A 24,011-nucleotide genomic window follows, 5' to 3' on the forward strand; every position below is an offset into this window, starting at 1 on the left:
TAATAATAGTTAGCTAATCAATAACCTATTTCACCAGCCTTGCAAATGAGCATTATCACAATTCAGTGTAGGTTAATTGCCAGTCAAGAATCCCTCCGTAACTTATGGGAATTGATGACTCAAAAAAATACTCCGTTGGTTAATGAATTATTGGAACAGTTAGGGAAACATCCCGACTTTCAGACATGGCTTGAAAAAGGTATATTACCTGAAAGCACAATCAAAAATCTATGTAACTCTCTCAAGAAAGAACCTCACTTCGCAGATCAACCAGGCCGCTTTTATACATCAGCAATTTCTCTGGTAGACGATATCTATAAATCTTGGTTAGCTTTACAGAAACAAAGACAGCGTACAATAGAAGGAAAAGAACGCTGGCTACAAATCCTTAAAAGTGATAATGAATTAGAACAAGATAGTAATTCTAGTTTAGAAGCAATTCGAGTTCAAGCTGCTAAAATACTAAAAAAAGTTTCTGCACAGTTAGCCAAACCTCAGCAGCAAGATAGGAAAACCAAAAAAGTAAAAAAAGCTAAAAAACAAGACAATGAAAAAGCATCTCCTAACAAATTCAATAAGTTAATGGAGGCTTACAAACGTGCAAAAAATCCACTTTCTAGGTGCGCTATAGCCTATTTACTCAAAAATAACTGCCAACTTAGCGATCGCGAGGAAGATTTAGAAAAATTTGCTCAGAGACGGCGCAAAAAAGAAATAGAAATTGAACGCCTAAAGGAGCAACTCAAAAGCCGGATACCCAAAGGTCGGGATTTGACGGGAGAAAAATGGCTAGAAACATTGGCGATCGCAACTACCTCCGTTCCCAAAGATGAACACGAAGCAAAAAATTGGCAAGCTATCCTCTTGAGAAAATCTAGTTCTATGCCATTTCCTATATCTTACGAAACCAGTGAAGATATATATTGGCACAAAAATGAAAAAGATCGTATTTTTGTTCACTTTAAGGGTTTGGGTGAAGAACATATCTTTGAAGTATGGTGCGATAAACGCCAACTGCATTGGTTTCAACGGTTTCTACAAGATCGGCAAACCAAAAAAGATAGCAAAAACCAACATTCCAGTAGTCTATTTACTCTAAGGAGCGGACGGCTTGTTTGGCAAAAAAACGATCAAAAAGGCGAACCTTGGCAAGTTAATCATTTATACTTTCACTGTTCTGTTGAAACCCGTTTGTGGACAATGGAGGGAACGCAACAGGTGGCTCAAGAAAAAGCTGCTATTGCTGAAGAAAAAATCGCCAATGCCAATCAGAAAAGTGAGCTTACTCTGGAACAGCAACGGGATGTGAAACGCCAGCAATCTTTGCTAGCTCGAATTAACCAACCGTTTCCACGACCCAGTAAACCTCTTTATCAAGGTCAATCTTCAATCCTGGTTGGCATCAGTTTAGGATTAGAAAAACCAGCAACAGTTGCCGTAGTAGATGCTAGCACTAAAAAAGTTTTGGCCTATCGTAGTATCAAACAACTCCTCGGCAAAAATAATCACAAAAACAATCATCTACTCAACCGCAGACGGTATCAACAGCAACGTCTTGCTCACCAACGCCACAAAGCTCAGAAAAATTTTGCTGACAATAGTTTTGGAGAATCCGAGTTAGGAGAATATATAGATAGGTTGTTAGCTAAAGAGATAATAGCGATCGCCAAAACTTACCAGGCAGGTAGTATTGTTCTTCCTAAACTCGCCGATATGCGGGAAATACTTCATAGCGAAGTTGCAGCCAAAGCTGAACAAAAAATTCCTGGTTTCAAGGAAGGTCAGGCAAAATATGCTAAAGATTATCGTGTTAATATCCATAGATGGAGCTACGGTCGAGTAATCGACAACATTAAAAGCCAAGCTGCCAAAGCTGGCATCACTGTAGAGGTTGGGTTGCAACCCCTTCAAGGTAGCCCCCAGGAAAAAGCACGAGATTTAGCGATCGCTGCTTACCAATCTCGCCAGTTACTTTAAATTTAATTTGCCAAAATAGCGAACCTTGAAAATATAATAAGAAAACAATAGCGCCGCAGTTCATGCTCTTTAGAGTCTCTGTGCTGTGAAAAATCTGGGTTAGTTTGATTGCTTTCTGGCCCTAGTAGCTGCCCGCTCATGATGCTGCCATCTACAGTTAGTACTCTCACTATAGATGGGATAAGTACTGTGTCCCTATACCTATTTATATGATACACAGGAAAGGTGCGCTCCCAGCGATAATGAGTAAGGTATAAGGACGAGGTACATAGTCCAAAGCCTCAACCCTATTCAGGGTGCGGATTATCCGCAGTGGTGGCTACTATAATCACCCTCCTTCGTCGGAGGGAACCCTCCTAACCTTTTTTTTCGTGAACCTAAGCGGGGGCGAAAACTCCAGGGGTTTCACGAATCCTGAGCCAGTATGGATTTGATGCCTAAAGTGGGTAGTGAGTACCTTAGTTTTAGGCAATATTTAACAGGCTTTGAAACAGATTCACGAATTTCTGTCTCGAAGCCTATCCAAAATAAGGTTCTAGACGGGCGGACTTTCAACAACCTTCCCGGCTAGGGGTGGGTTGAAAGTATCCAGGGATGACATCGAGCGTGGTAGGTTCCGCACTTTCAACAACCTTCCCGGCTAGGGGTGGGTTGAAAGATAAAATGCTACATCTTAATCTTAACAAAAAAGTGACCTTTCAACAACCTTCCCGGCTAGGGGTGGGTTGAAAGGCCGGAGCATTAATCGAGTCTCAATCAATTTGGACTTTCAACAACCTTCCCGGCTAGGGGTGGGTTGAAAGAATATTGCCAACCGCCGACAAATAACGATACAATCCTTTCAACAACCTTCCCGGCTAGGGGTGGGTTGAAAGTTTCTAAAAAAGACTGGATTAACTGTTGAGGAACACTTTCAACAACCTTCCCGGCTAGGGGTGGGTTGAAAGTAATTGCGCTGCCATAACTTCTTCGCGAGTCTGCTTTCAACAACCTTCCCGGCTAGGGGTGGGTTGAAAGCGAAAAACAAGCAGAAGAACTGATGGCGGCTGGAGTGCTTTCAACAACCTTCCCGGCTAGGGGTGGGTTGAAAGTGAAAAACAAGCAGAAGAAATGATGGCGGCTGGAGCTTTCAACAACCTTCCCGGCTAGGGGTGGGTTGAAAGATAATTCATACTGTAATTTCGATTATTGATAAAAATGCAATTAAATAACTGGAGGGTTGAAAGGAGTGCTTCAATGGCTTTAAATTTTAGGTAATGTCTCATGTAAAAAGTGCTGAACGACATTAATTTGTTAACAGTGACAGAAAACAGTTGAGCGACATTAATCTGTTAATAACGACATTAATTCGTTAATGACGACATCAATCTGTTAACGACGACAAATAATGTGTTAATCGACACAACTATATGGAGCTAAGCGGACTCGAACCGCTGACATCTTCAATGCCATTGAAGCACTCTACCAACTGAGCTATAGCCCCATTTGACGCTTTTCTATAATGCCTGATTTTGGGTTTCCTTGTCAAGGGTTGAGCGACAAATTTTTTAGTACAGTAGACAAGGACGTTGAGCTATTTCTGATAAATAGCCCATGTAACTGTTCATGAGGAAATATACTACCAACATGGCTGCTGCTGAGAGCGCGACCAAAGTACCTGCCAACATTAAGGAAAACTCTTGCTGATCGAACGCTTCCTGCATCAAGTGCAATGACCAGGCTACCAGAGCTACATCAAACATTAGAATAGCAATCAACATATTTTTACGAATCGTAACACTTCATCTATTTTAATATATTCAGCCCTGGCAATATATTTCAGATGAAAAACTGGGATCTACCTCAAGATATAGATTTCAGGCATTTTTACCCTCGAACTGGCACTTGATGATTTGTTAAGTAATTCTTAATTTCTGCAACGCTGAGTTGACCGTAATGTAACAAAGAAGCTAAGAGTGCTGCTTCTGCTCTGCCTTGGGTTAAAGCTTCATAGATGTGTCCGCAGTTACCAGCACCCCCAGAGGCAATTACCGGAATTTCCACAGAGTCGGCAATTGTCCTGGTCAGCTCTAAGTCATACCCAGCTTGAGTTCCATCAGCATCCATGCTGGTAATTAGTAATTCTCCTGCGCCACGTTTTTCGGCTTCTTTTGCCCACCAGAGCGCATCGATACCAGTATTTTCCCTGCCGCCACGTACATAAACATCCCAACCGGGGTTAGTAGGATCGGTTCTGCGTCTGGCATCAATTGCTACTACGATACACTGATTGCCGAAGCGATCGCTCGCCCGATTAATAAAATCAGGATCGCGTACCGCAGATGAGTTAATGCTAACTTTGTCTGCTCCTGCCCTTAACAATTGTTTAATTGTTTCTAAGGATTGAATGCCACCACCAACAGTCAACGGGATGAACACCTGTTCTGCGGTGCGATATACCACATCGAAAATAATGCCTCGGTCTTCGTGAGTGGCGGTAATATCAAGAAACACCAACTCATCTGCGCCAGCGTCATTATAAACTTGCGCCAGTTCTACCGGATCGCCAGCATCCTTTAGATCTACAAAATTCACACCTTTAACGACTCGCCCAGCTTTGACATCTAAGCAAGGTAAGATCCGTTTAGCTAACATAGCAATGTCTCGCGTCCTCGAAGTGGTGATTAATTAGAGACTAGCGGAAAATCTATCCATATTTTTAACTATGGCGATCGTTTCTTCCCAGCAACAGCCTACCGAACCAGAGCGTAAACCCAAACAACGGCAAGAGTCAACCCGCAAGCGCCAGACTCGCAAAGCGCCGACAGAAGACTTATTGCAACCTACCGCCGCTGTTGACGAACAGGAAAAGCAGGAAGAAACTCTCAGACCTCCGCGACTTGCTGATTATATCGGACAAAAGGAGTTGAAGGAAGTCCTGACGATCGCCATTCAAGCCGCAAAAAACCGAGGTGAACCTTTAGATCATCTCTTACTTTATGGCCCTCCCGGTTTGGGGAAAACCACTATGTCCTTAATTTTAGCGGCAGAAATGGAGGTAAACTGCAAGATTACGACTGCACCCGCCTTAGAACGACCCCGCGATATTGTAGGGTTATTAATGAGCATGAAACAGGGAGATATCCTGTTTATTGATGAAATTCATCGGTTGTCGCGGATGGCGGAAGAGTTACTTTATCCGGCGATGGAAGATTTTCGGGTGGATATTACGATCGGAAAAGGTCAAGTTGCCAAAACTCGCAGTTTACCCTTAGCACCCTTTACATTAGTAGGAGCGACAACTAGGATTGGTTCTTTAACTTCACCTTTGCGCGATCGCTTTGGTATCATTCACAGATTACGCTTTTACGAACCCGAAGAACTGACTCAAATTGTACAGCGAACCGCCGAAATCCTGAAAACTCCCATCACTCCCGAAGGCGCAACAGAAATAGCGCGTCGTGCTCGCGGTACACCCAGAATAGCCAATCGTTTGTTAAAAAGAGTAAGGGATTACACTCAAGTAAAAGCTTCCGGCGAAATCACCCAAAAAATTGCCAGTGACGCACTAACATTATTTAATGTAGACCCGATGGGATTAGATTGGACAGACCGCCTCATATTAAAGACTATGATTGAAAATTTTAACGGAGGGCCAGTAGGATTAGAAACGATCGCATCTGCAACAGGAGAAGACTCCCAAACTATTGAAGAAGTCTACGAACCTTACTTAATGCAAATTGGATTAATGCAAAGAACACATCGGGGAAGAACAGTAACACCTGCCGCTTGGAAACATTTAGGTTATGATTAATTTTTGGGACTGGAGATGACAGGCAAGATGCCTGTCCTACAGGACTGGGAAATTTTAGATGTTAGATGTTAGATGTTAGATTTGAATTTTATCTCATGAACTTTTCCTCCCTCTCTTCCCTCTGCGTCTCTGCGGTAAAAAAATAAAACCTCTTCTTCTCTTTCTTCGTGTCCTTCGTGTCTTCGTGGTTAAAAAATATTTTTAAGACTGCGATATTCACCAACTACCAACTACCAAAAATAGATATGATTCGCTTAATTTTGACTCTCCTCACAGTAATAATCTTGTTTCTTGCTGGGTTTAATACTCCGCCAGTAATGGCGCAAACGGAGACAGCAACTCCTAGCATTAATGAAACTGAATTACCAAAAATTGAAACCTCGGAAACTGCACCTTCTCCTAATATCGATGAAGAGAAATATAAGAAAGCTAATGAAATTGGTCAAAAAGCTTTTGATGCTAGCGAAAAAGGAGACTTTGTAGCAGCAGAAACTTATTGGAATCAGTTAATAGAAATGTTCCCAGATAATCCGGCGTTGTGGTCTAATTTGGGAAATAGTAAAGCGGCGCAAAATAAGCTAAAAGAAGCGATCGCAGATTACAATAAATCTATGGAACTTGCGCCAACTGCGCCCGATCCTTATCTTAATCGCGGTTTAGCTTTAGAAGGATTGGGTAAATTTGAAGAAGCGATCGCAGATTACAATAAGTTACTAGAAATCGCTCCCAATGATGCAATGGGTTATAATAACCGAGGCAATGCGGAAGCAGGTTTAGGGGAATGGGAAAAAGCGATCGCAGATTACCGAAAAGCCTTTGAATTAGTCCCAGAATTTGCCTTTGCCCGTGCCAATTATGCCCTAGCATTATATGAAATTGGACAAAAAGAAGTGGCGATTCGCACTATGAGGAATTTGATTCGGAAATATCCCCAATTTCCCGATATGCGTGCCGCTTTAACAGCTGCGCTTTGGGAACAAGGACAACATGGAGAAGCAGAAAGTAACTGGGTTTCTGTGGTGGGATTGGACGATCGTTACAAAGATATTGAATGGGTTAAAACCGTTCGTCGTTGGCCTTCTTCTCTAGTTGCAGCATTGGAGAAGTTTCTGAAATTGGAATAATTTTTTCTTGTAGGACAGGCATCTTGCCTGTCAATTTCCAATGTCGAATGCAATAATTACGAATAAACTGAGCAGTTCTTATTGCCTCATCTAAGGCTTTGAAATGCTCAGTTTTTCCGTACAATTTTCGCGTAGCGGTGCGTAGCACCTAGAACGCCGATTCAGTATTGTAGTCGGGGATGAGAAACCGGGTTTCTTTCCCTAGCGCAGTCGATATTTTGTTACCCCAAGCCAAAGAAACCCGGTTTCTGGGATTACTGAATTGGTGTTCTAGACACGAAGGACACGAAGAAAGAAGAGAGGATAAGAAATTTTCACAATTGATTTAGACTGGCTATAGTTACTTTCACCTACTTAAAAACGTTACGGCTGATTCTCAATCTCCTCTGCCTCATCAGGCGTAGCAACCGACGAAAAGATGATGCTCTGTGCAGCACCAGCCGCTTCCTTGATGAACAATGGTGAGACGGCATCACGAGACATTTCCTCAATTTGCTGTTTTAGCTGTAACACCTTCTCTGGTTGTTGATCCGCGAGGTTTGTCTTCTCTGAAGGGTCTTTTGCCAGGTTGAAGAGTTGCACCTGAGATGGCAATACCACTCGCCACACCAGTTTCCAATCGCCTTGCCGGAGAGCGGCTCGAAATGGTTCAATGCCATAAACAATTTCATTGCGAATGGCAATCTTTCCGCCGATGAGAGCAGGCCAAATGTCTAATCCATCAAGGGGTTTCTTGGGATCTGACTTTGCGCCAGCTAGACCGATCAGGGTCGGATACCAATCTACAATGTGCATTGGTTGGTTGACTACGGAACCGGGTTTAATTTGTCCTGGCCAGTTAGCAAGGGCAACCACGCGAGTGCCTCCCTCAAAAAGTGATGCTTTCCCGTCGCGGAAAGGGCCATTATCAGCGGGAATCGTACCGCCAGAAGTATCGACTTCTCCTGTGACTTTCGCCGATCGCGGCCCCCCATTATCACTCTGAAACACAATCAAGGTATTGTTCCGCATCCCGCGCTTGTCCAAGGCTGCCAATACCCGTCCGATCTCGTCATCCATTACCGTAATCATAGCTGCGTATGCCCGACGGTTTGGATCGGTGATGGATTTGTAGCGATCGAGATACTCCGGTGGAGCTTGATAGGGCGCATGGGGGGCTGTAAAAGCCAGGTACAGAAACAGAGGTGTGTTGGGATCGTGCTCCTGAATTAGCTTGGCGGCATCTTGCCCCAGTAAGGTGGTGACATAGCCTTCTTCCTTGACGAGTTGATTGTTACGATACCAATCCACCGTTCCATGAGCCGAATGCGTGAAGTAGTCGATTTCACCCAGAATCGGGCCGTATTGATAGTCAAACCCCCGTTGCAGTGGCCAATATTTGCGATCGGCATGACCCAAATGCCACTTGCCGACGATCGCACTCTTGTAGCCTGCTGTTTTTAATGACTGGGGCAACAACCACTCATCGGTTGCCAGACCATAAGTACCAGCTGAAGGAATCACGGCAGTTTGCAGACCATAACGATGGGGATATCGTCCCGTCAGCAAAGCCGCCCTTGACGGAGTACACATCGGATGAGCATAGTATTGTTCCAGTCGGGCTCCGGTTTGCACAAGGCGATCGAGATTGGGTGTTTTAATGTCAGAACCGTTGAAGCCTACATCTTTCCAGCCCTGGTCATCCGACATAATGAAGAGAATATGGGGACGGACTGGTTTCTGTTGCGCGATCGCAAATGGAATCCATTCACGCATCCCTAAAAACAGCACCAAAATGAAGGTGATAAAAACTCCTAAACCTTTAACAATCAGACGTTTTCTTAGAATCGCAGTGAGGAAGAATTTCATGGTTACTTTCGATCGCTTACTAAAATAATGGTGATTTTTAAAACTTGAATGTCATTCGGATGGTTGCAATAATATCGTCTGGATTGTCGTTATTCTGGTTTGGCGCAGTTAACCAGATCAAACCGGGTGTAATCGAGATATTATCATTCAGTCGCCAGCGATAGAAAGCTTCAATATGAAAGGGAATATCCGTTTCAAACGATCGAGGATTGCCATCTTCGTAGTCATTCAAGTAAGGTTCAGCACCCACGACAAGTCCTAGCAAATTCCCTTTTTTACCTAAATCTGGAAAGGCAAAAGTGAGGGCATAGTTAAAAATTTCACCTTCTCCATTGTTAATTAAGCGGGCATAGGTGGCACCAAACCAACCACTGAGAACAAAGCTGGGACTGAATTGATAGGTCGCCTGCACCCCGTAAGAGTTACTAATCACGGATTCGGTGTCAAATAAACGCCCAGTTGTGAGCCGAGTTTGACCTGCCAAGGTATTTGCAACAGCGGTTCCTGCTACGCCCAGAGCATTGTAATTGAAGCCAAACCGTCCGGGAGGAAAGTATGCGTTGATGTAGGTTCCGGCAAGGCTGAATCGCTGACTTGGACTCCAGGTGACTTGTGCGATCGCAGAATATCCGCCATTAAACAATCCCCGCTCTGGACTACCAACTTTAAGCCCATCAGCCAAATAGCCCGCCGAAAGCCGCAATTGGGGACTAACGAAATAATTCAAACCGATGCCGCTGCCTGCACCCAGAGCATAGATAGCGTTGCGTTCACCGAACACGGAAATGGCACCTGTTCCTCCATCGTTATCGTCCAGAGCGGGATTCAGGGTGGGAGCGATCGCGTACAGCGGAAAGAAGCCGCCCCCTGCAACAGACACCAGTAACTTGGGAGTGACAAAAAAGTTATAGCCGATCACTAATGCCTGCAGTTGACTGCCTGTGTTAGCGCCAAACTGAGAGGCTAGGGTTCCCTCTGCGCTGGGAATCGTGACCCCGCCAACCGGAGTCCCTGGCAGGGGAAACCCAACGCCTAGTGTGGGAACATTTCCGGCGATCAGACTTGTAATCAGCAAATCACGCCCCGTGAAACTCGTTTTCAAGTCGAGATTGGTGCGATATTGCAATACTGTGTCCACATTATTGCCACTGCCACCAAACACATCAGCAATTGCAAAGATCGCCGTACCACTCAGCTTGGTTGTGGTGGAAAATTGTTGTTTCTCCAATATTGCCGTTCGCACTTCCAAGGCATCGACTCGACCCCGCACGGCTGCCAGTTCTGCGGCAAATTCTTCTTGCAACCGTTTAATGACTTCTAAATCTTCTTTTTTAACAAAGTCAGCCGTTGCAGCCGCAATGAGTTCTTGAATTCTGTCCAAACAAGCATTCAGTCCGGCAGCGAATTCATAACGACTGAGCGATCGATTACCGCGATAGGTTCTATCTGGATAACCGACAATGCAGCCGTAACGTTCAACCAACGATTGCAATGCTTGGAATGCCCAGTCAGTTGGTGACACATCAGTTAGTTGAGAAACAGATGTGACTTGTTCTATGTCATTAGAGGCTGAATTTAAGGTCTGGAAGTTGGTTATATCACTCTCCGGCTCAAGCGATTGAGCCAGGGGAGTAGACGCAGTGAACTTGCTGTTCTCTAAATTCAACTCAGAGGCTAGGGTTGGGGATAATGCGATCGCACTCCAACCTAGCACCATTAGACCTCTCCAATAACTCTTGTAGGGTAGGCATCCTGCCTGCCTTTTCTCTTCTTTTCTGGAGAGGTCTATTAAGAAAACTAATCGTAAGTTCAAGTTTCTAATCCACACTTCCTGCCAACTCCTTCATCCAAAAATGGGGCTTCCTCTCATCCAAAATCAATTCAGATAAATTCCCACAGAGAAAGGATAGAGGCAAATGAGAAAAATGAATATCCAAAAATCGCAAGTTTGCCAAAATAGCTATCAAGGATTTTCACAAAAATTTACCCAAGGAAATTTAATATCTTAAAATGAAAGAATTAACATCGTCTGGTGATGCCTGTGGACTCTTCTAATCATTTAGATTTACAACCTTCAGGTGTCGCCATATACCGTAGCTTTAGCGATATTGAAGAGTTAGCGGCATTTTTACCTGAAGATGTCAGACTTGCTCAATTGAACTGTTGGCCTTTTTCTTGCACTTCGATGGCTCTACATTTTGAGACAATTCAGTTCAACTTTAATCATGTCAATTGCAAATTGTATGCGGTTGGAGATAAATATCCAGGTTTTTTGACGTTTACCTTCATTTTGCATGAGCAAGGTCAACCAGTGATTGAGGATAATCGGTTGGTGAATGCAGACTATGTATTTGGGTATGACCCACATCGATCAGCAAATTTGGTGTTTCCGGGAAACGCTACCCATTGTGCGGTTCATGTGCGGCAAGATCTGTTTGAGGCTTGTGCCGAAACAATGGATCGACTGGATTTGAACACTCAGTTTGTAGCATCGAATCATGCCTACATTCCTGAGTCTCTACCACCTTTACGAGCGTATTTGCAGCAACTGTATGAATTGTTGCGTCAGCTGTCTCCTCTTCTCTACAAGCCAGACTTTCAGCAACTAATTTTACGGGACTTTTTGCCTTTACTCATTAGCGCATTTCCCATACAACAGGAACGGTTGAAACCCCCCCTCAAGGCTTTTCGGCGATCGCACTTAGTCAAACAAGCTAATGATTATATGCAAACCCATACTGACCAACCTCTTACCCTCACCGATTTGTGCAAAGCACTAGGAACTAGTACTAGAGCTCTCTGTTATGGATTCCAGGAGATGTTCGGGATGAGTCCAATGTCCTACCTGAAAATTCTGCGGCTACAAAGCGTTCACCGGACTCTAAAGCTAGCTAAACCAGGCCACAAAACTGTTACAGAAATTGCATCTCAGTTTGGCTTTTACCACCTGGGATATTTTGCTCACGATTATAAGAAAATGTTCGACGAACTGCCTTCAGCAACGCTGAAACGGAGCAACTAAATTCAGTAGTTCACTCTCACATTCTGCATTTCAAAACAAAATTTTCAGCAAGTCCTAAAGTAGGACTGCTGTAGTATTGTCGGGTTTTAATTTGGGTCTTCTCCGGCAATTAATTCCTGAATTTTTGCCGCAGTTAAATCTTGGACATTTCGCAAAATTATCTGAGCGCCAGCTTGTTTTAAATTCGCAGTATAAGCATCAAGTTGTTGAGCAGTTTCTTGTAAAACATGAGGTGGTAAAATTCCTACGCCAATCCACAAACGATTCGGTTGCAAAGCTTTAGCTTTTTCTACGGTGTACATATCAGCAACCGTGTCTCCTACATAAATAACTGGTGTAGTTTCATCGGCAGAAAATTGCTGTTCTAATAATAGCACAGTGGCGAAAAGTCCGGTAGGATCGGGTTTTCCTGGTGCGTCTTCCATTGCAATTAAAACTGGAGATTTTAATCCTAAACGTTTGCATAAAACATACTCTGCTGAACCTCTGGTTGCACCACTGAAAAAACCCCAAGGTATTCCCGATGTTGTCAAACTTTCTAAATAGTTTGGGGCTAAAAGTAATGGTTCTGTGCAAATGTAACCTGTCCAATTTTCGGGGTTAGGGCCACGATAACGAGATTGGAAGAAAGCGACTAAGGTATTGTAATCTAAGGCAATTTCTGTGCGAGTTTTTCCCTGTTTTTCAAAGTAACGATACACTAATTCTTGGGAGGCTTCCCAGTCATTGTTCCAAACGCCTTCGGATTTTAGGGCATCAATGTCTACTTGGGAGGGACGAAAAGCGCCGTCTGTGTAATGTTCTACTGTATCTGCAAGTGCGCGGCGATAGGAACCGCCGACATCGCGCACGACCCCATCAATATCGAAAATTACGATCGCCAAAGCCGAACTTACACTCTTGTCTAGGTTAGATGCTGTCAATGTGATTTACCTCGAAAATTTAAGGAAAAAAGGTTAGACAATTAGGTTATTATAGAAAGGTTGTAAAGACGCGAAAAGTCTGGGTTGAACCCGGAGGTAGGTTTGTCGAAGTTCATTTTAAAGGTTCTCTGGTTAGAGAAGGATGTAGCGATCGCAGTTGATCAGGTGGTAGGCAAAGGTACTAGTCCTTTGACCAAATACTTTTTTTGGCCGCGCAATGATGCTTGGGAAGAGTTAAAAAAAGAGCTAGAATCCAAGCATTGGATTTCAGAAACAGACCGAGTTGAACTTCTCAATAAGGCTACAGAAGTGATTAACTACTGGCAAGAAGAAGGCAAGCGCCGTCCTATGTCAGAAGCGCAAGGTAAGTTCCCGGAAGTTGCCTTTACTGGTAGCGCCTGATTCTTCCAAGTCGCCACAAGTTAATGTTTTAGTCATTGCTTGAGTTATATTGATCTGCTTCGTTGTGAGGACTTCAGTCTTTTTATTTAGGAAAGAAACGACTAAAGTCGTCACTACAAACAATATCTTAAATTTTTTGGGAGGGTAGCAATTTTTTCATGCTTACCCTCCAAATTTTTTATCCATCCATGAGGAAGGAATAAACTAGTCGCAATAGTTCTAATTCTGTAGGTTGTAAGCTACGACCTTCGGTAATTGCAATAAATTTTCCTTCCAATTCTGCCATTTTTTCATGCGGTGGATCGGTGGTTGTAAACTCTGCTAAATAAACATTAATCATATCTTCTGGTGAATCTACTTCCGCCCAAAATTCTGGCTCAATTTTCAGAGTACCAGCGGATAAAGTTAATTTTTGTTCAATATGAGCGATCGCTTCATCCAAACCTATAGCCTTTTCACCTTCCGTTGTACTTGCTACAACTTTCGCTTCAGGAGGTAAGCCATCAAATTGGCAAACAGTACCATTAAGACGTAAAAACTGAACTCGCGCACTCGTGGGGTGCTTGTGGTACAAAATGAAGCGGATGTTTGGCATGGTACTTTAGTTAATAGCAGTAATTTCTTTGGTTAACAATTATACCAACCTCTTCGCTGTAAATATTGTTAACTACGAACAGCCTTCTGCCTTCACTAAATTTAAACTAAAAAGAATTTCTCTGGCACCCCTCTAGGAATACAATCATTTAAAGCGGTTAAATCAAGGCTGGAGTGATTGACAATGAGCCATGATCCTAATTTATTTTGGTTTGGGTGCGTGCTGTGGTTAGTCAGCGTTTTAGTTATTTTCCACTTAGTTTACTCTCATCCTCCAGCCAAGGTTGCAGTTACTCAGAAGCGAGTGCATCCCATCAAGTACGCTTATGTAGTTAATACAGATGAAGAAACAGAAATTGCTCAATTGCGGCAAGAATGTGCGCGACTCCGCCAAAAATTGCAACAACAATCGCAAAAAATCAGGGAAGATTTTCAACATAATACCTTTTATCAATTAGAAACTCTGTTAACTAATTATCCTACTGTTTGTAAAGTTGTTCAAGAACATCCAGATTTACCAGCCCAAAATATTCTACCTTTGTTCAAACCTTTGGATAAAATTTTAGCTCATTGGGGATATAAAGCGATCGGCACACCTTTAGCACAAGTTCCCTACAATCCGCAATTACATCAACCCGACGATCGAGATATTACCATTGGCGAAAAGGTTTATATTTGGTTTGTGGGATATCAGGATAGTAAATTGGAACATATTATTTCACCTGCGATCGTTAGCCGCAATCTACCAAAGATTCCTAACTCAACTAAAAGTTATGCGGTTAACTTTACTTAAATGATTGTTTTACACCCAAGTTTGATTTTCTGTTCCCCGTTCCCTTTTCCCTAAAACCAGAAATTCTGTAGCTCATTTACCTGCAATCTGCTGTAAAACAATAAGGTGGGAGTTACCCACCTTACTGCTGTTAAATCTTTCGGTATAGTTTTGGTTATAGGGGGCGATCGACTTGGCGATTCAAACAAAGCAGTCAATCAAATAATCACATCTTTTTAATTACCAACTGGTGAGAAAGTAGGGTTTGTTTGCTGCTCTCTGCGCCAGTGCTTTGCTTCTATCTATTAATTCAGCTTAGCCAACTAGTTTTCCTGAAAATTAAGAGATAATTTAATTAAGATTTCGGCTCTTCTGTACTTATAGTTATAAATAAACCTGATTAATTAATGAAATGCTTGGTATATCACAAATACCAGTCCCTCAAACTAGGTTTTTTCATTACAAGTACGAGATAATTTTTTTGTATTTTTAATTACACAAGTAGGTAGTATTCAGTCCCTTTGCACGATAGAAGCTAAATCAAAAATTATTTCAGTAATACAGCCAAACTCACCTGCAAAAATTTCCCAGCCGGAAATTCAAAGTATCAACAGCAGAATTTATCTTATATTACGTGGTATAAATAAAAACTTCAAATAGGCTTATAATGAATCTCAATAGACGCGATCAAAAGTTCTTAATAAATTATCATCCGAACTTACGAAACGCTTCTCTAGTGATAATTAAAAATGTCAAATTGACTTGAGATTTGAATTGAGTAAGCTGAACAGCATTTAATTTGTAAATCTGGGGAATATAGGAAAGCCTTTAGGAATATGAAACTACAGCTACGTTCAATTTTAATTGTTCCCTTTGTGTTGCAAATCTTTGTGACAGTGGGATTAACAGGATGGCTTTCTTTACGCAACGGACAAAAGGCAGTAGAAAATATAGTTACTCAATTGCAGAGGGAAATAGGCGATCGCATCGAACAACAACTCAATGATTATTTACAAAAACCCTATATCGTTAATCAAAACGTTTTAGATGCAATTAATCTAGGATATCTCAATCCCGAAAAACCTCGCAGTATGGACAGATACTTTTTACGGGAAATTAAATTGTTTGCGGAAGTTAGTGTGATTCAAATTGCCAACGAAAAAGGCGAATTTTATGGAATCAACAACTTTGATGAAGAAGGTTTGATAATTTCGATTATCGATCGCGCCACAGGTTACAACAACATGAACGGCTACGCCACCGATAGTCAAGGGAAAATGACGCAAAAGTTAATCGTTTCCATACCAAACTTCGATCCCCGTCGTCGCCCTTGGTATGTTGCCGTCGCTACCCAAGGTAAATCAATCTGGAGCCCTATTTATGCTTTTCGCGGAAGCACTCAACTTGCCATAACTCTTGGGACTCCCATTTACAATCAAAATCACAAGCTAAGGGGAGTTGTTGCTACAGACCTAGTTTTGTTAGATATTAATCGATTCCTCAGTAAGTTGAAAATTGGCAAGTCAGGACAGACTTTTATTTTAGAACGTTCCGGGCTATTGGTTGCTAGTTCCACAAGGGAACATCCCTTTTACTCCACAGCTAAAAATCAAACATTACAACGACTTCCAGCTATTAATAGTCAAAATCAGTTAACAAGATTGACGGCGAAATTTTTACAGAAGCACTTTGGTAATTTCAACAAAATTAAGAGGGGAAAGAAATTTATCTTTAAAATAAATAGCGATCGACAATATTTACAGATATTACCCTATAAAGATAAATTTGGTTTAGATTGGCTGATCGTAATTGTGGTGCCAGAAAAAGACTTTATGGCGGAAATTAACGCCAATACTCGCAGTACAATTTGGCTGTGTATTGCCGCATTAGGAACCGCTACAGTGTTAGGAATTTACACTTCCCATTGGATTAACCAACCAATATTACACCTAGCACAATTGGCAAAATCGATGTCCCAAAGGGATTTAAACCAACAAGTTTCCCAAGGAAAGATCGCATCTGCGTTGCGGAGTCATATCACCGAACTTAACACCCTGGCTGAGGCATTCAATCGGATGGCAAATCAATTGGAAGCTGCTTTCACAAATCTAGAACAATATGCCCATACTCTAGAACAAAAAGTAGCCGATCGCACAGCCGAATTGGAAAAAGCGAATCAAGAATTACAGCGTCTTGCTACTTTAGACGGTTTAACTAAAGTAGCTAATCGTCGTTATTTTGATGAATATTTAGTCCAAGAATGGCAGCGACTAGCACGCGCCAAACAACCCTTATCTTTAGTTATGTGCGATGTGGATTATTTCAAAGCTTACAACGATTATTACGGACATCAAGGAGGAGATGATTGCTTACGGCAAATTGCTTTAGCTATGAATCGCGCTGTCAAACGTCCGGCTGATTTGTTAGCCCGTTATGGTGGTGAAGAATTTGTAGTGATTCTGCCTAATACTGAAATTCAAGGTGCTGTCAGTGTAGCCCAAGCAATTCAAAAAGAGATCCAACAATTAAAAATGCCTCATGCTAAATCTGATGTGAGTGAATATGTTACTTTGAGTTTGGGAGTTTCTGGTGTAATTCCTCATCAAAATCTAGCCCCAGAAAAATTGATTGCTACTGCGGATGAGGCTCTTTATGAAGCAAAAAAACAGGGGCGAAATCGTGTTCTTTTTAAATCTCTAATTCCCTAACGAGGTAGCTATCACGCCTCTACTGTGGCTAGAATCCCGGATTTGCTATGAGGTACACAGCTCCTCAACTTCTCCAAGAAGTCAAGGATCTCGCTTGGAATTGAAAAAAATGCCTCATTAAGAGATAGTTATTTTTAAGGCAGTGTGAGGTAGTGAATTGTGATCCAGCAAATAGTAAATCTGCAAGACATTTTATTTCAAGCACAACAAGGCGATACCCAGGCTATTGCTACTCTGATTAATCAAGCTTTATCCACAGCAGCAATCACAGCAATAGTTAATTCTGAAGGTAGTTGTCTGCAAGTAACCTTATTATCTCACCAATCATTAGAGCGAGAGTTCTGGGTTGGTTTTGTCAAAGAGGGGATGAAAGGACTGGAGTGTAAAACTTTTAAATCTGTGCGAGTAATTGGGCAACAGATTCACAAAGTACCAGCCAGCTGGATTGAGGAATTTGAATTATCTTCTCCAGATTTAGTAATTGCATCAGTACCAGATGTAACTAATATTGCTCAGACTCAATTGGCACCGGAAACAGTCGTAATTCCTAAAGAAAGAAAATTTAGAATTCCCTTGCTGTGGTTAGTCAGTGGTGTTATGGGTCTTTTATTAATTTTTAGCAGTTTAATCATCAAGAATCAATTAGAAAATAAACAAGTAATCCCAATTCAAAAGCCGACTCCTCAAGTACAACCTACACCTATAGTTACTGCTAAACCAACACCAAAAGCTAGTCCCAAACCAGTTGCTAAAGTTGTAAAAGCACCGCCAGCTAAACCTCAGACTGCGCCAATGTATTTGAAAAAAACAATTAATGGGAAAATTACTCCGAAATCAGTTGTACATTCGGGACATGGATTGTTTTTTGCTCAAAATATGATGTATAGCCACACAATTACTGTGTATAACCGAGAGCATAATTTAGTGAAAACTATTCCCGATCGCGTAAATTTAGCGAAGTTTGGTTATGCTAATTTTAAAGGGGATTACAACGGCGCACCTGTGGAAGTTAGTTTTTCCCATGATGGCAAATATGCTTGGGTTTCTAATTATCAAATGTATGGTGCTGGGTTTAATAATCCGGGAAGCGATCGCTGTTCTCCCTCCCAAGGAACAGACAATAGTTTCGTATATCGCATAAACACCGAAACTTTGCAAATTGAAAAAGTGATTCAAGTTGGTTCTGTTCCTAAGTTTGTCGCTACTTCTCCTGATAATCGTTTTGTATTAGTTAGTAATTGGTGTAGTTGGGATTTAAGTATTATTGATACGGAAAAGAATCAAGAAATTAAACGGGTGAAAATTGGTGCTTATCCCAGAGGAATAGTTGTCGATCGCAGATCTCAGAGAGCTTATATTGCCGTCATGGGTTCCACTGATATTGCTCAAGTAGACTTAGAAAAATACTGGGTTAATTGGTTGCGAAATATTGGTCGATCGCCACGTCATTTAAATCTTGATAAAACCGGAAGATATCTCTACGCCTCTTTAAATGGTGAAGGAAGAGTTGCCAAAATTGATTTAACTAAACCTCAAGTCGTCTCTAGAGTTTACACAGGTGCAGCACCTCGCAGCATGGTTTTGTCAGATGATGGTCAAATGCTTTATGTTGTTAATTACAGCAACAATACTGTAAGTAAAGTCCGCACCCAAGATATGACAGTTTTACAAACAGTGAGAGTAGGCGCTAGCCCAATTGGTATTACTTACGATCCCAAGAATAGAGAAGTTTGGGTTGCTTGTTATTCAGGACAAATCATGGTCTTCCAAGATTAGCTATGTATCGTAGAACATTTTTTTGTACACATTGATTAATTTCTCCTACCTCTAACTATCTATTACTTTAGGATTTTTTGCACCGCAGAGTTAGCCATAAAACCATCATTTTGGCTGATGCTGGTTAATGCTTAAATTCCTAAGCTTAAGATATAAATTTAAACTATTACTGCCATCGCAGAAGGAGCCATAAAATGTTGACTGTAATTGCATTTTTAGCTAGTTACGGATTAGTTAGTGCCGTTTTTGTATCTGTTGTTGAGTAACTTAAATGGGATACTCTCAACAGAAAAATATTACAGCTAATCAAATAATAACAATTTTGCTAAGTTTCCGCTATCTCCCAAAGGGAAAGATTAAAGGGTCAAAGGAGATCTTTTACCTTTGCCCTTTTATCCGACTTCTTTTTGAAAGATTTCCTATTCTCCCATAATTATCAAATTATTTTTCTAGTCAGTAAAGACTAACTAGCTGAGTCAGTTCAATGGCAGAAGTAAACAGCGAAAATAGATTTCAGAAGAATCACAATTTCAGTCTTATGGAAGAAGTAAATAGGAAAAATATCTTTTAAATTTATTTGCAACAGCAAATGTTTACTTCGTTCTCAGCCTACTCCTTAAATTATAACTAAATTAAGGGTGTTAAAGAGGCGTAACTTATGCTGGTTCTTGCTAAAAAAATCTTTTTATCAATTACTAAATGTTCATTTCTAACTTTTACTGATTGACAGATGTATTAAAAGTAAGAAAACTTTTTTAACCTTGAGGGTAGTTATGTCTAAAAGCGAAAACTTAACCGAAGATCATGTAAGCAGCGTAGAAACAGGGAAAATAGAATTTTCTTCAGGAAACACGACGACAAAACCAGCATTAACAATGAAAAAATCGGTATCTAACTTAAAGTCAAATGATTCGCAAAATTCACTTCCAGAAAAATTTGCTTTAATTTGTCTGTCGCATTTACGATGGAATTTTGTTTATCAACGACCGCAACATCTTTTAAGCCGCTGCGCCAAAGAGCGAACTGTATTTTTTATTGAAGAACCTATTTTTAGCGCCGATACTTCTCCTTGCTTAGATGTTAGTATTCACGAGAGTGGTGTTTCGGTTGTTGTACCGCATCTAAAGGAAGGAATGACGGAAGAGGAGGTTACAGCTACCCTGAAAAGAATGCTCGATGATTTGTTGGCTCAAAAGCAGATTAAAGACTATATTCTCTGGTATTACACACCGATGGCATTGAGTTTTACTCGCCATTTAAATCCGCTGTTGGTTGTCTATGATTGTATGGATGAGCTATCAGCATTTAAGGGAGCAAGCCCCGCTTTAAAAACTTTAGAAATTGAACTATTTAGCCTGGGAGATTTAGTATTTACAGGGGGACAAAGCCTTTACGAAGCTAAACGCGATCGCCATCCCCACGTCTACGCTTTCCCTAGCAGCATCGATAAAGTTCACTTTGGCAAAGCCAGAAATTTGACCGAAGAACCAGCCGATCAAATTAATATCCCTCATCCCCGTTTAGGATTTTTTGGGGTAATAGATGAACGCATGGATATTGACCTATTAAGCGAAATTGCCCAAGCGCGACCAGACTGGCATTTAGTAATGATCGGACCTGTAGTTAAAATAGATCCAGCAACCTTACCAAGGCACACAAATATTCATTACTTGGGTGGCAAATCCTATCAAGAATTACCAGCTTATATTGCTGGTTGGGATATAGCAATGTTACCCTTTGCACTTAACGAATCAACTCGGTTTATTAGTCCTACTAAAACTCCTGAATATCTCGCCGCAGGTAAACCAGTTATTTCCACTTCCATCCGCGATGTTGTGCGTCCTTACGGTGAAAACGGCTTAGTAAAAATTGCCGATAATGTAACAGATTTTATTGCCGCAGCTGAGGAATTAATGAGTCAAGATTTTTACTCATCTGGGTGGTTAGAAAGAGTAGATACTTTTCTCGCAGAAAACTCTTGGGATTCCACTTGGCGCAGGATGATGCAGCTAATAGAAAGTGCAATGAGCGATCGCCTTTCTGCAAAAACAGCAAACAGTTAACAACTATCAATCAATCCAACTAAAAAGTAACCCTTATGAATCAAGTACTTCCCGTTTTTAAACTTGGCAAATTTCCTTAGCGGAAAACTCAAAGTAATTTGTTATTGCCCAACCTAATCGCTGATTACTTAGTAGCCAAGTTTTTTATTCCCTGTCGTAAAGCAGCTTTTGGTTCCTTACATACTCAGTAAGAACCGAAACTTCCTGCGCGATTTTGTAAACGAAAAAAGAGGTATTTGAAAATGTTTGATTATTTAATCGTGGGTGCAGGATTCGCTGGCAGCGTTTTGGCGGAAAGGCTAGCAAGTCAGTTAGGAAAAAAGGTGTTAATTGTTGACAAGCGCAACCATATTGGCGGTAATGCTTACGATCATTATAATGAAGCCGGAATTTTAGTCCACAAATACGGGCCACATATTTTTCATACTAATTCTCGCGAAGTTTTTCAGTATCTTTCCAACTTTACCGAATGGCGGTCTTACGAACACCGAGTACGTGCTAGTGTTGATGGTCAACTAGTACCAATTCCCATCAATTTAGACACCATTAACAAACTTTACGGGCTGAATCTTACCTCATTTCAACTAGAAGAATTCTTTGCCACAGTTGCCGAGAAAAAAGAATATATTCGCACTAGCGAAGATGTAGTTGTCAGTAAAGTCGGAAGGGAACTTTACGAGAAATTCTTCCGTAACTATACCCGGAAACAATGGGATATGGACCCATCGGAATTAGATAAATCTGTGACGGCGCGTGTTCCGACTCGGACTAATCGGGACGATCGCTATTTTACCGACACTTACCAAGCAATGCCATTGCACGGTTACACAGTAATGTTCGAGAAAATGTTATCTCATCCGAACATCAAAATAATGCTCAATACCGATTATCGGGAAATCCAAAAAATTATCCCTTATCGTGAGATGATTTACACCGGGCCAATTGATGCTTTCTTCGATTATCGTTACGGCAAATTGCCTTACCGTTCCCTAGAATTCAAACATGAAACCCATAATAAACCAGTACATCAACCAGCGCCCGTAGTTAACTATCCCAACGAACATTTATACACCCGTTGTACTGAATTTAAATACCTCACAGGACAGGAACATTCTAAAACTAGCATTGTCTACGAATTCCCCCAAGCTGAGGGAGATCCTTACTACCCAGTACCCCGTCCAGAAAATGCCGAACTTTACAAGAAATATAAAGAATTAGCTGATGCTGTTCCTGATGTATATTTTGTCGGCAGATTGGCAACTTACAAGTATTACAACATGGATCAATGTGTAGCTCAAGCGTTGACGATCTACAAACAAATTAGCACCAAAGTTCAAGAAGAAGTTGTGGTTTTTCAACCAATTGAGCGCAGAGACGATTATATTCAAAAGGTATCTGCTAAGGAAATGATTGAGGAACCTTCTCCGATTCAATCCGTCACTAAAAACGGTAAGGGTAAGCATTAGTTGGGGACTGGGTACTAGGAAATATTGTACTCCAAGGTTTTTGCTGATTCATTAGTTTGGTTATCACCTTAAGTACGGGATAGACACTAATTTTAGATTACCGATTTTCTGAATTATTGCTTACTAAAAAAATCGCAAATCTAAAATCTAAAATCCAAAATTGATTGAGGTGTAGTTAATGGTAACGGCGGCATTAAATCAGGAATTAAATCTTAAGAATTCCTGGAAAATTCAAGATTTAAAAATGGAAATGTGGGCGGGTGTGGAGTGTACTGTGAATCGAGTTGGCGATCGCTTTTTCAACCAACTAGAACGCAACGGTCACGGAACGCGCTTAGACGACCTAAACTTATTTGCAGAACTTGGCATCCGCACCATCCGTTACCCTATACTTTGGGAATTAATCGCCCCCGATGGTTTGCAAAATGCTGATTGGTCTTGGGCAGATGAACGTCTAGAACGCTTGCAAGAATTAGGTATTCGTCCGATTGTTGGCTTAGTTCATCATGGTAGCGGCCCTCGTCATACTAGCTTAATCGATCGCAACTTTGCACCTCAACTCGCCCAATTTGCCCAAGCTGTGCAACAACGTTACCCTTGGGTAGAGCTATTTACACCCGTCAACGAACCCTTAACTACTGCCCGTTTTAGCGGATTATATGGTCATTGGTATCCGCACGCACGGGACAATGCCACCTTTATCTGTGCATTGTTAAATCAATGTCGCGCCATTGTTTTGTCAATGCAAGCCATTCGTCAGGTTAACCCAACTGCACAGTTAGTGCAAACGGAAGACCTGTGCAAAGTTTTCAGCACACCATTTATGGCGTATCAAGCTCAATTTGAGAATGAACGCCGTTGGCTGAGTTTTGACTTACTGTGCGGAAAAGTTAACCGCGATCATCCTTTGTGGGGTTATTTGTGTTGGAGTGGAGTAAGCGTTGCTGAACTAGAGTGGTTTTTAGAACATCCCTGTCCACCGGACATTATCGGGATGAACCATTACTTGACTAGCGATCGCTTTTTAGACGAACATCTGGAAAACTATCCTCATTGGACTCACGGTGGCAACGGAAGACACCAATACGCCGATGTGGAAGCAGTGCGAGTTTGCGCCGAAGGCATTGCAGGGCCAAATACGTTAATCAAAGAAACTTGGGAACGTTACAAACTGCCCATTGCCGTTACCGAAGTGCATCACGGTTGCACTCGTGAAGAACAGTTGCGCTGGTTAAAAGAAGTTTGGGACGCTGCTACTAGCGTGCGGAAAGAAGGAGTGGATATCCGGGCAATTACCGCTTGGTCACTTTTAGGTTCTTATGACTGGAATAGTTTAGTAACTAGGGTGGAAGGTTGCTATGAGTCAGGCGTATTTGATTTACGTTCCCCGAAACCCCGCCCCACCGCCTTAGCCCGAATGCTGCGCGACTTAGCAACTAAAAGAACTTACGATCATCCAGTTTTAGATGTTCCCGGATGGTGGCATCGTCCCCAGCGGTTGATTTATCCGCCCGTTTCTCTGAGCAGGGGAGCAGAGGGGCAG

The 24,011-nt window shown here is 41.7% G+C and carries 17 protein-coding genes, 1 tRNA gene and 1 CRISPR repeat array; of the genes, 11 read left to right on the forward strand and 7 right to left on the reverse strand.

Going from position 1 to position 24,011, the window contains the following annotated elements:
• Positions 1 to 45 precede the first annotated feature (45 nt).
• Positions 46 to 1,977: a type V CRISPR-associated protein Cas12k gene (gene cas12k / locus IQ264_RS17680; protein ID WP_193982118.1), complete on the forward strand. Its 1,932-nt coding sequence runs from the start codon at positions 46 to 48 to the stop codon at positions 1,975 to 1,977.
• 548 nt (positions 1,978 to 2,525) lie between these two features.
• A CRISPR array of direct repeats spans positions 2,526 to 3,140; the repeat unit is 37 nt; unit sequence CTTTCAACAACCTTCCCGGCTAGGGGTGGGTTGAAAG.
• A gap of 247 nt (positions 3,141 to 3,387) precedes the next feature.
• On the opposite strand, the gene IQ264_RS17685 is transcribed toward cas12k, so the two are convergent.
• The 3 genes from IQ264_RS17685 to hisF all read right to left on the reverse strand — a co-directional run bounded on the left by IQ264_RS17685 (position 3,388) and on the right by hisF (position 4,611).
• Positions 3,388 to 3,460 (reverse strand) — tRNA-Ala (locus IQ264_RS17685).
• 64 nt (positions 3,461 to 3,524) lie between these two features.
• Positions 3,525 to 3,737, reverse strand: coding sequence for a hypothetical protein (locus tag IQ264_RS17690; protein ID WP_193982119.1), 213 nt, complete (start codon positions 3,735 to 3,737; stop codon positions 3,525 to 3,527).
• 106 nt (positions 3,738 to 3,843) lie between these two features.
• Positions 3,844 to 4,611: an imidazole glycerol phosphate synthase subunit HisF gene (gene hisF / locus IQ264_RS17695; RefSeq protein ID WP_193982120.1), complete on the reverse strand. Its 768-nt coding sequence runs from the start codon at positions 4,609 to 4,611 to the stop codon at positions 3,844 to 3,846.
• A gap of 70 nt (positions 4,612 to 4,681) precedes the next feature.
• Between hisF and ruvB the strand changes: the two genes are divergently transcribed.
• On the forward strand, positions 4,682 to 5,770 hold the full coding sequence (ruvB, locus tag IQ264_RS17700; RefSeq protein WP_193982121.1) for a Holliday junction branch migration DNA helicase RuvB: 1,089 nt from the start codon (positions 4,682 to 4,684) through the stop codon (positions 5,768 to 5,770).
• 245 nt (positions 5,771 to 6,015) lie between these two features.
• Positions 6,016 to 6,894: a tetratricopeptide repeat protein gene (locus IQ264_RS17705; RefSeq protein WP_193982122.1), complete on the forward strand. Its 879-nt coding sequence runs from the start codon at positions 6,016 to 6,018 to the stop codon at positions 6,892 to 6,894.
• Between the two features lie 363 nt (positions 6,895 to 7,257).
• On the opposite strand, the gene IQ264_RS17710 is transcribed toward IQ264_RS17705, so the two are convergent.
• The gene (locus IQ264_RS17710; protein ID WP_193982123.1) at positions 7,258 to 8,742 is read right to left on the reverse strand and encodes an arylsulfatase B; all 1,485 of its coding nucleotides are present in this window, start codon (positions 8,740 to 8,742) and stop codon (positions 7,258 to 7,260) included.
• 37 nt (positions 8,743 to 8,779) lie between these two features.
• Positions 8,780 to 10,459 (reverse strand): iron uptake porin, encoded by a 1,680-nt coding sequence (locus IQ264_RS17715; RefSeq protein WP_193982124.1) that lies wholly within the window; start codon positions 10,457 to 10,459, stop codon positions 8,780 to 8,782.
• A gap of 318 nt (positions 10,460 to 10,777) precedes the next feature.
• On the opposite strand from IQ264_RS17715, the gene IQ264_RS17720 reads away from it, so the two are divergent.
• Positions 10,778 to 11,764 carry a helix-turn-helix domain-containing protein gene (locus IQ264_RS17720; RefSeq protein ID WP_193982125.1) on the forward strand — a complete coding sequence of 329 codons (987 nt, stop codon included), beginning with the start codon at positions 10,778 to 10,780 and terminating at the stop codon, positions 11,762 to 11,764.
• Positions 11,765 to 11,850: 86 nt separating this feature from the next.
• On the opposite strand, the gene IQ264_RS17725 is transcribed toward IQ264_RS17720, so the two are convergent.
• Entirely contained in the window at positions 11,851 to 12,687 is an 837-nt protein-coding gene (locus IQ264_RS17725) for a TIGR01548 family HAD-type hydrolase (protein ID WP_228061629.1), read from the reverse strand.
• A gap of 84 nt (positions 12,688 to 12,771) precedes the next feature.
• Here IQ264_RS17725 and IQ264_RS17730 point away from each other — a divergent pair, with 84 nt between their 5' ends.
• Entirely contained in the window at positions 12,772 to 13,089 is a 318-nt protein-coding gene (locus IQ264_RS17730; RefSeq protein WP_073594082.1) for a 30S ribosomal protein PSRP-3, read from the forward strand.
• Between the two features lie 178 nt (positions 13,090 to 13,267).
• Here the strand turns inward: IQ264_RS17730 and IQ264_RS17735 are convergent, their stop codons facing one another.
• Complete coding sequence (locus IQ264_RS17735; protein WP_193982126.1) at positions 13,268 to 13,684, reverse strand: hypothetical protein; 417 nt, start codon at positions 13,682 to 13,684, stop codon at positions 13,268 to 13,270.
• A 183-nt stretch (positions 13,685 to 13,867) separates the two neighbouring features.
• Between IQ264_RS17735 and IQ264_RS17740 the strand changes: the two genes are divergently transcribed.
• From IQ264_RS17740 to IQ264_RS17765, 6 genes are all read left to right on the forward strand, one after another.
• On the forward strand, positions 13,868 to 14,476 hold the full coding sequence (locus IQ264_RS17740) for a molecular chaperone GrpE (protein ID WP_193982127.1): 609 nt from the start codon (positions 13,868 to 13,870) through the stop codon (positions 14,474 to 14,476).
• 815 nt (positions 14,477 to 15,291) lie between these two features.
• Positions 15,292 to 17,163, forward strand: coding sequence for a diguanylate cyclase (locus IQ264_RS17745; RefSeq protein ID WP_193982128.1), 1,872 nt, complete (start codon positions 15,292 to 15,294; stop codon positions 17,161 to 17,163).
• A gap of 159 nt (positions 17,164 to 17,322) precedes the next feature.
• The gene (locus IQ264_RS17750) at positions 17,323 to 18,939 is read left to right on the forward strand and encodes a hypothetical protein (RefSeq protein ID WP_322744733.1); all 1,617 of its coding nucleotides are present in this window, start codon (positions 17,323 to 17,325) and stop codon (positions 18,937 to 18,939) included.
• 773 nt (positions 18,940 to 19,712) lie between these two features.
• Positions 19,713 to 21,002 carry a glycosyltransferase family 1 protein gene (locus IQ264_RS17755; RefSeq protein ID WP_193982129.1) on the forward strand — a complete coding sequence of 430 codons (1,290 nt, stop codon included), beginning with the start codon at positions 19,713 to 19,715 and terminating at the stop codon, positions 21,000 to 21,002.
• Positions 21,003 to 21,244: 242 nt separating this feature from the next.
• On the forward strand, positions 21,245 to 22,468 hold the full coding sequence (gene glf / locus IQ264_RS17760) for a UDP-galactopyranose mutase (RefSeq protein WP_193982130.1): 1,224 nt from the start codon (positions 21,245 to 21,247) through the stop codon (positions 22,466 to 22,468).
• Positions 22,469 to 22,646: 178 nt separating this feature from the next.
• Positions 22,647 to 24,011: family 1 glycosylhydrolase (locus IQ264_RS17765; protein ID WP_193982131.1), on the forward strand; the 1,365-nt coding region annotated here is incomplete at its 3' end.

It is taken from the genome of [Phormidium] sp. LEGE 05292 (assembly GCF_015207735.1).
Lineage (GTDB): Bacteria > Cyanobacteriota > Cyanobacteriia > Cyanobacteriales > Aerosakkonemataceae > Floridanema.

Coding starts and splice junctions, on each gene's coding strand:
- cas12k (WP_193982118.1), top strand. CDS start 46: ATGAGCATTATCACAATTCAGTGTAGGTTAATTGCCAGTCAAGAATCC.
- IQ264_RS17690 (WP_193982119.1), bottom strand. CDS start 3,737: ATGTTGATTGCTATTCTAATGTTTGATGTAGCTCTGGTAGCCTGGTCA.
- hisF (WP_193982120.1), bottom strand. CDS start 4,611: ATGTTAGCTAAACGGATCTTACCTTGCTTAGATGTCAAAGCTGGGCGA.
- ruvB (WP_193982121.1), top strand. CDS start 4,682: ATGGCGATCGTTTCTTCCCAGCAACAGCCTACCGAACCAGAGCGTAAA.
- IQ264_RS17705 (WP_193982122.1), top strand. CDS start 6,016: ATGATTCGCTTAATTTTGACTCTCCTCACAGTAATAATCTTGTTTCTT.
- IQ264_RS17710 (WP_193982123.1), bottom strand. CDS start 8,742: ATGAAATTCTTCCTCACTGCGATTCTAAGAAAACGTCTGATTGTTAAA.
- IQ264_RS17715 (WP_193982124.1), bottom strand. CDS start 10,459: ATGGTGCTAGGTTGGAGTGCGATCGCATTATCCCCAACCCTAGCCTCT.
- IQ264_RS17720 (WP_193982125.1), top strand. CDS start 10,778: ATGCCTGTGGACTCTTCTAATCATTTAGATTTACAACCTTCAGGTGTC.
- IQ264_RS17735 (WP_193982126.1), bottom strand. CDS start 13,684: ATGCCAAACATCCGCTTCATTTTGTACCACAAGCACCCCACGAGTGCG.
- IQ264_RS17740 (WP_193982127.1), top strand. CDS start 13,868: ATGAGCCATGATCCTAATTTATTTTGGTTTGGGTGCGTGCTGTGGTTA.
- IQ264_RS17745 (WP_193982128.1), top strand. CDS start 15,292: ATGAAACTACAGCTACGTTCAATTTTAATTGTTCCCTTTGTGTTGCAA.
- IQ264_RS17755 (WP_193982129.1), top strand. CDS start 19,713: ATGTCTAAAAGCGAAAACTTAACCGAAGATCATGTAAGCAGCGTAGAA.
- glf (WP_193982130.1), top strand. CDS start 21,245: ATGTTTGATTATTTAATCGTGGGTGCAGGATTCGCTGGCAGCGTTTTG.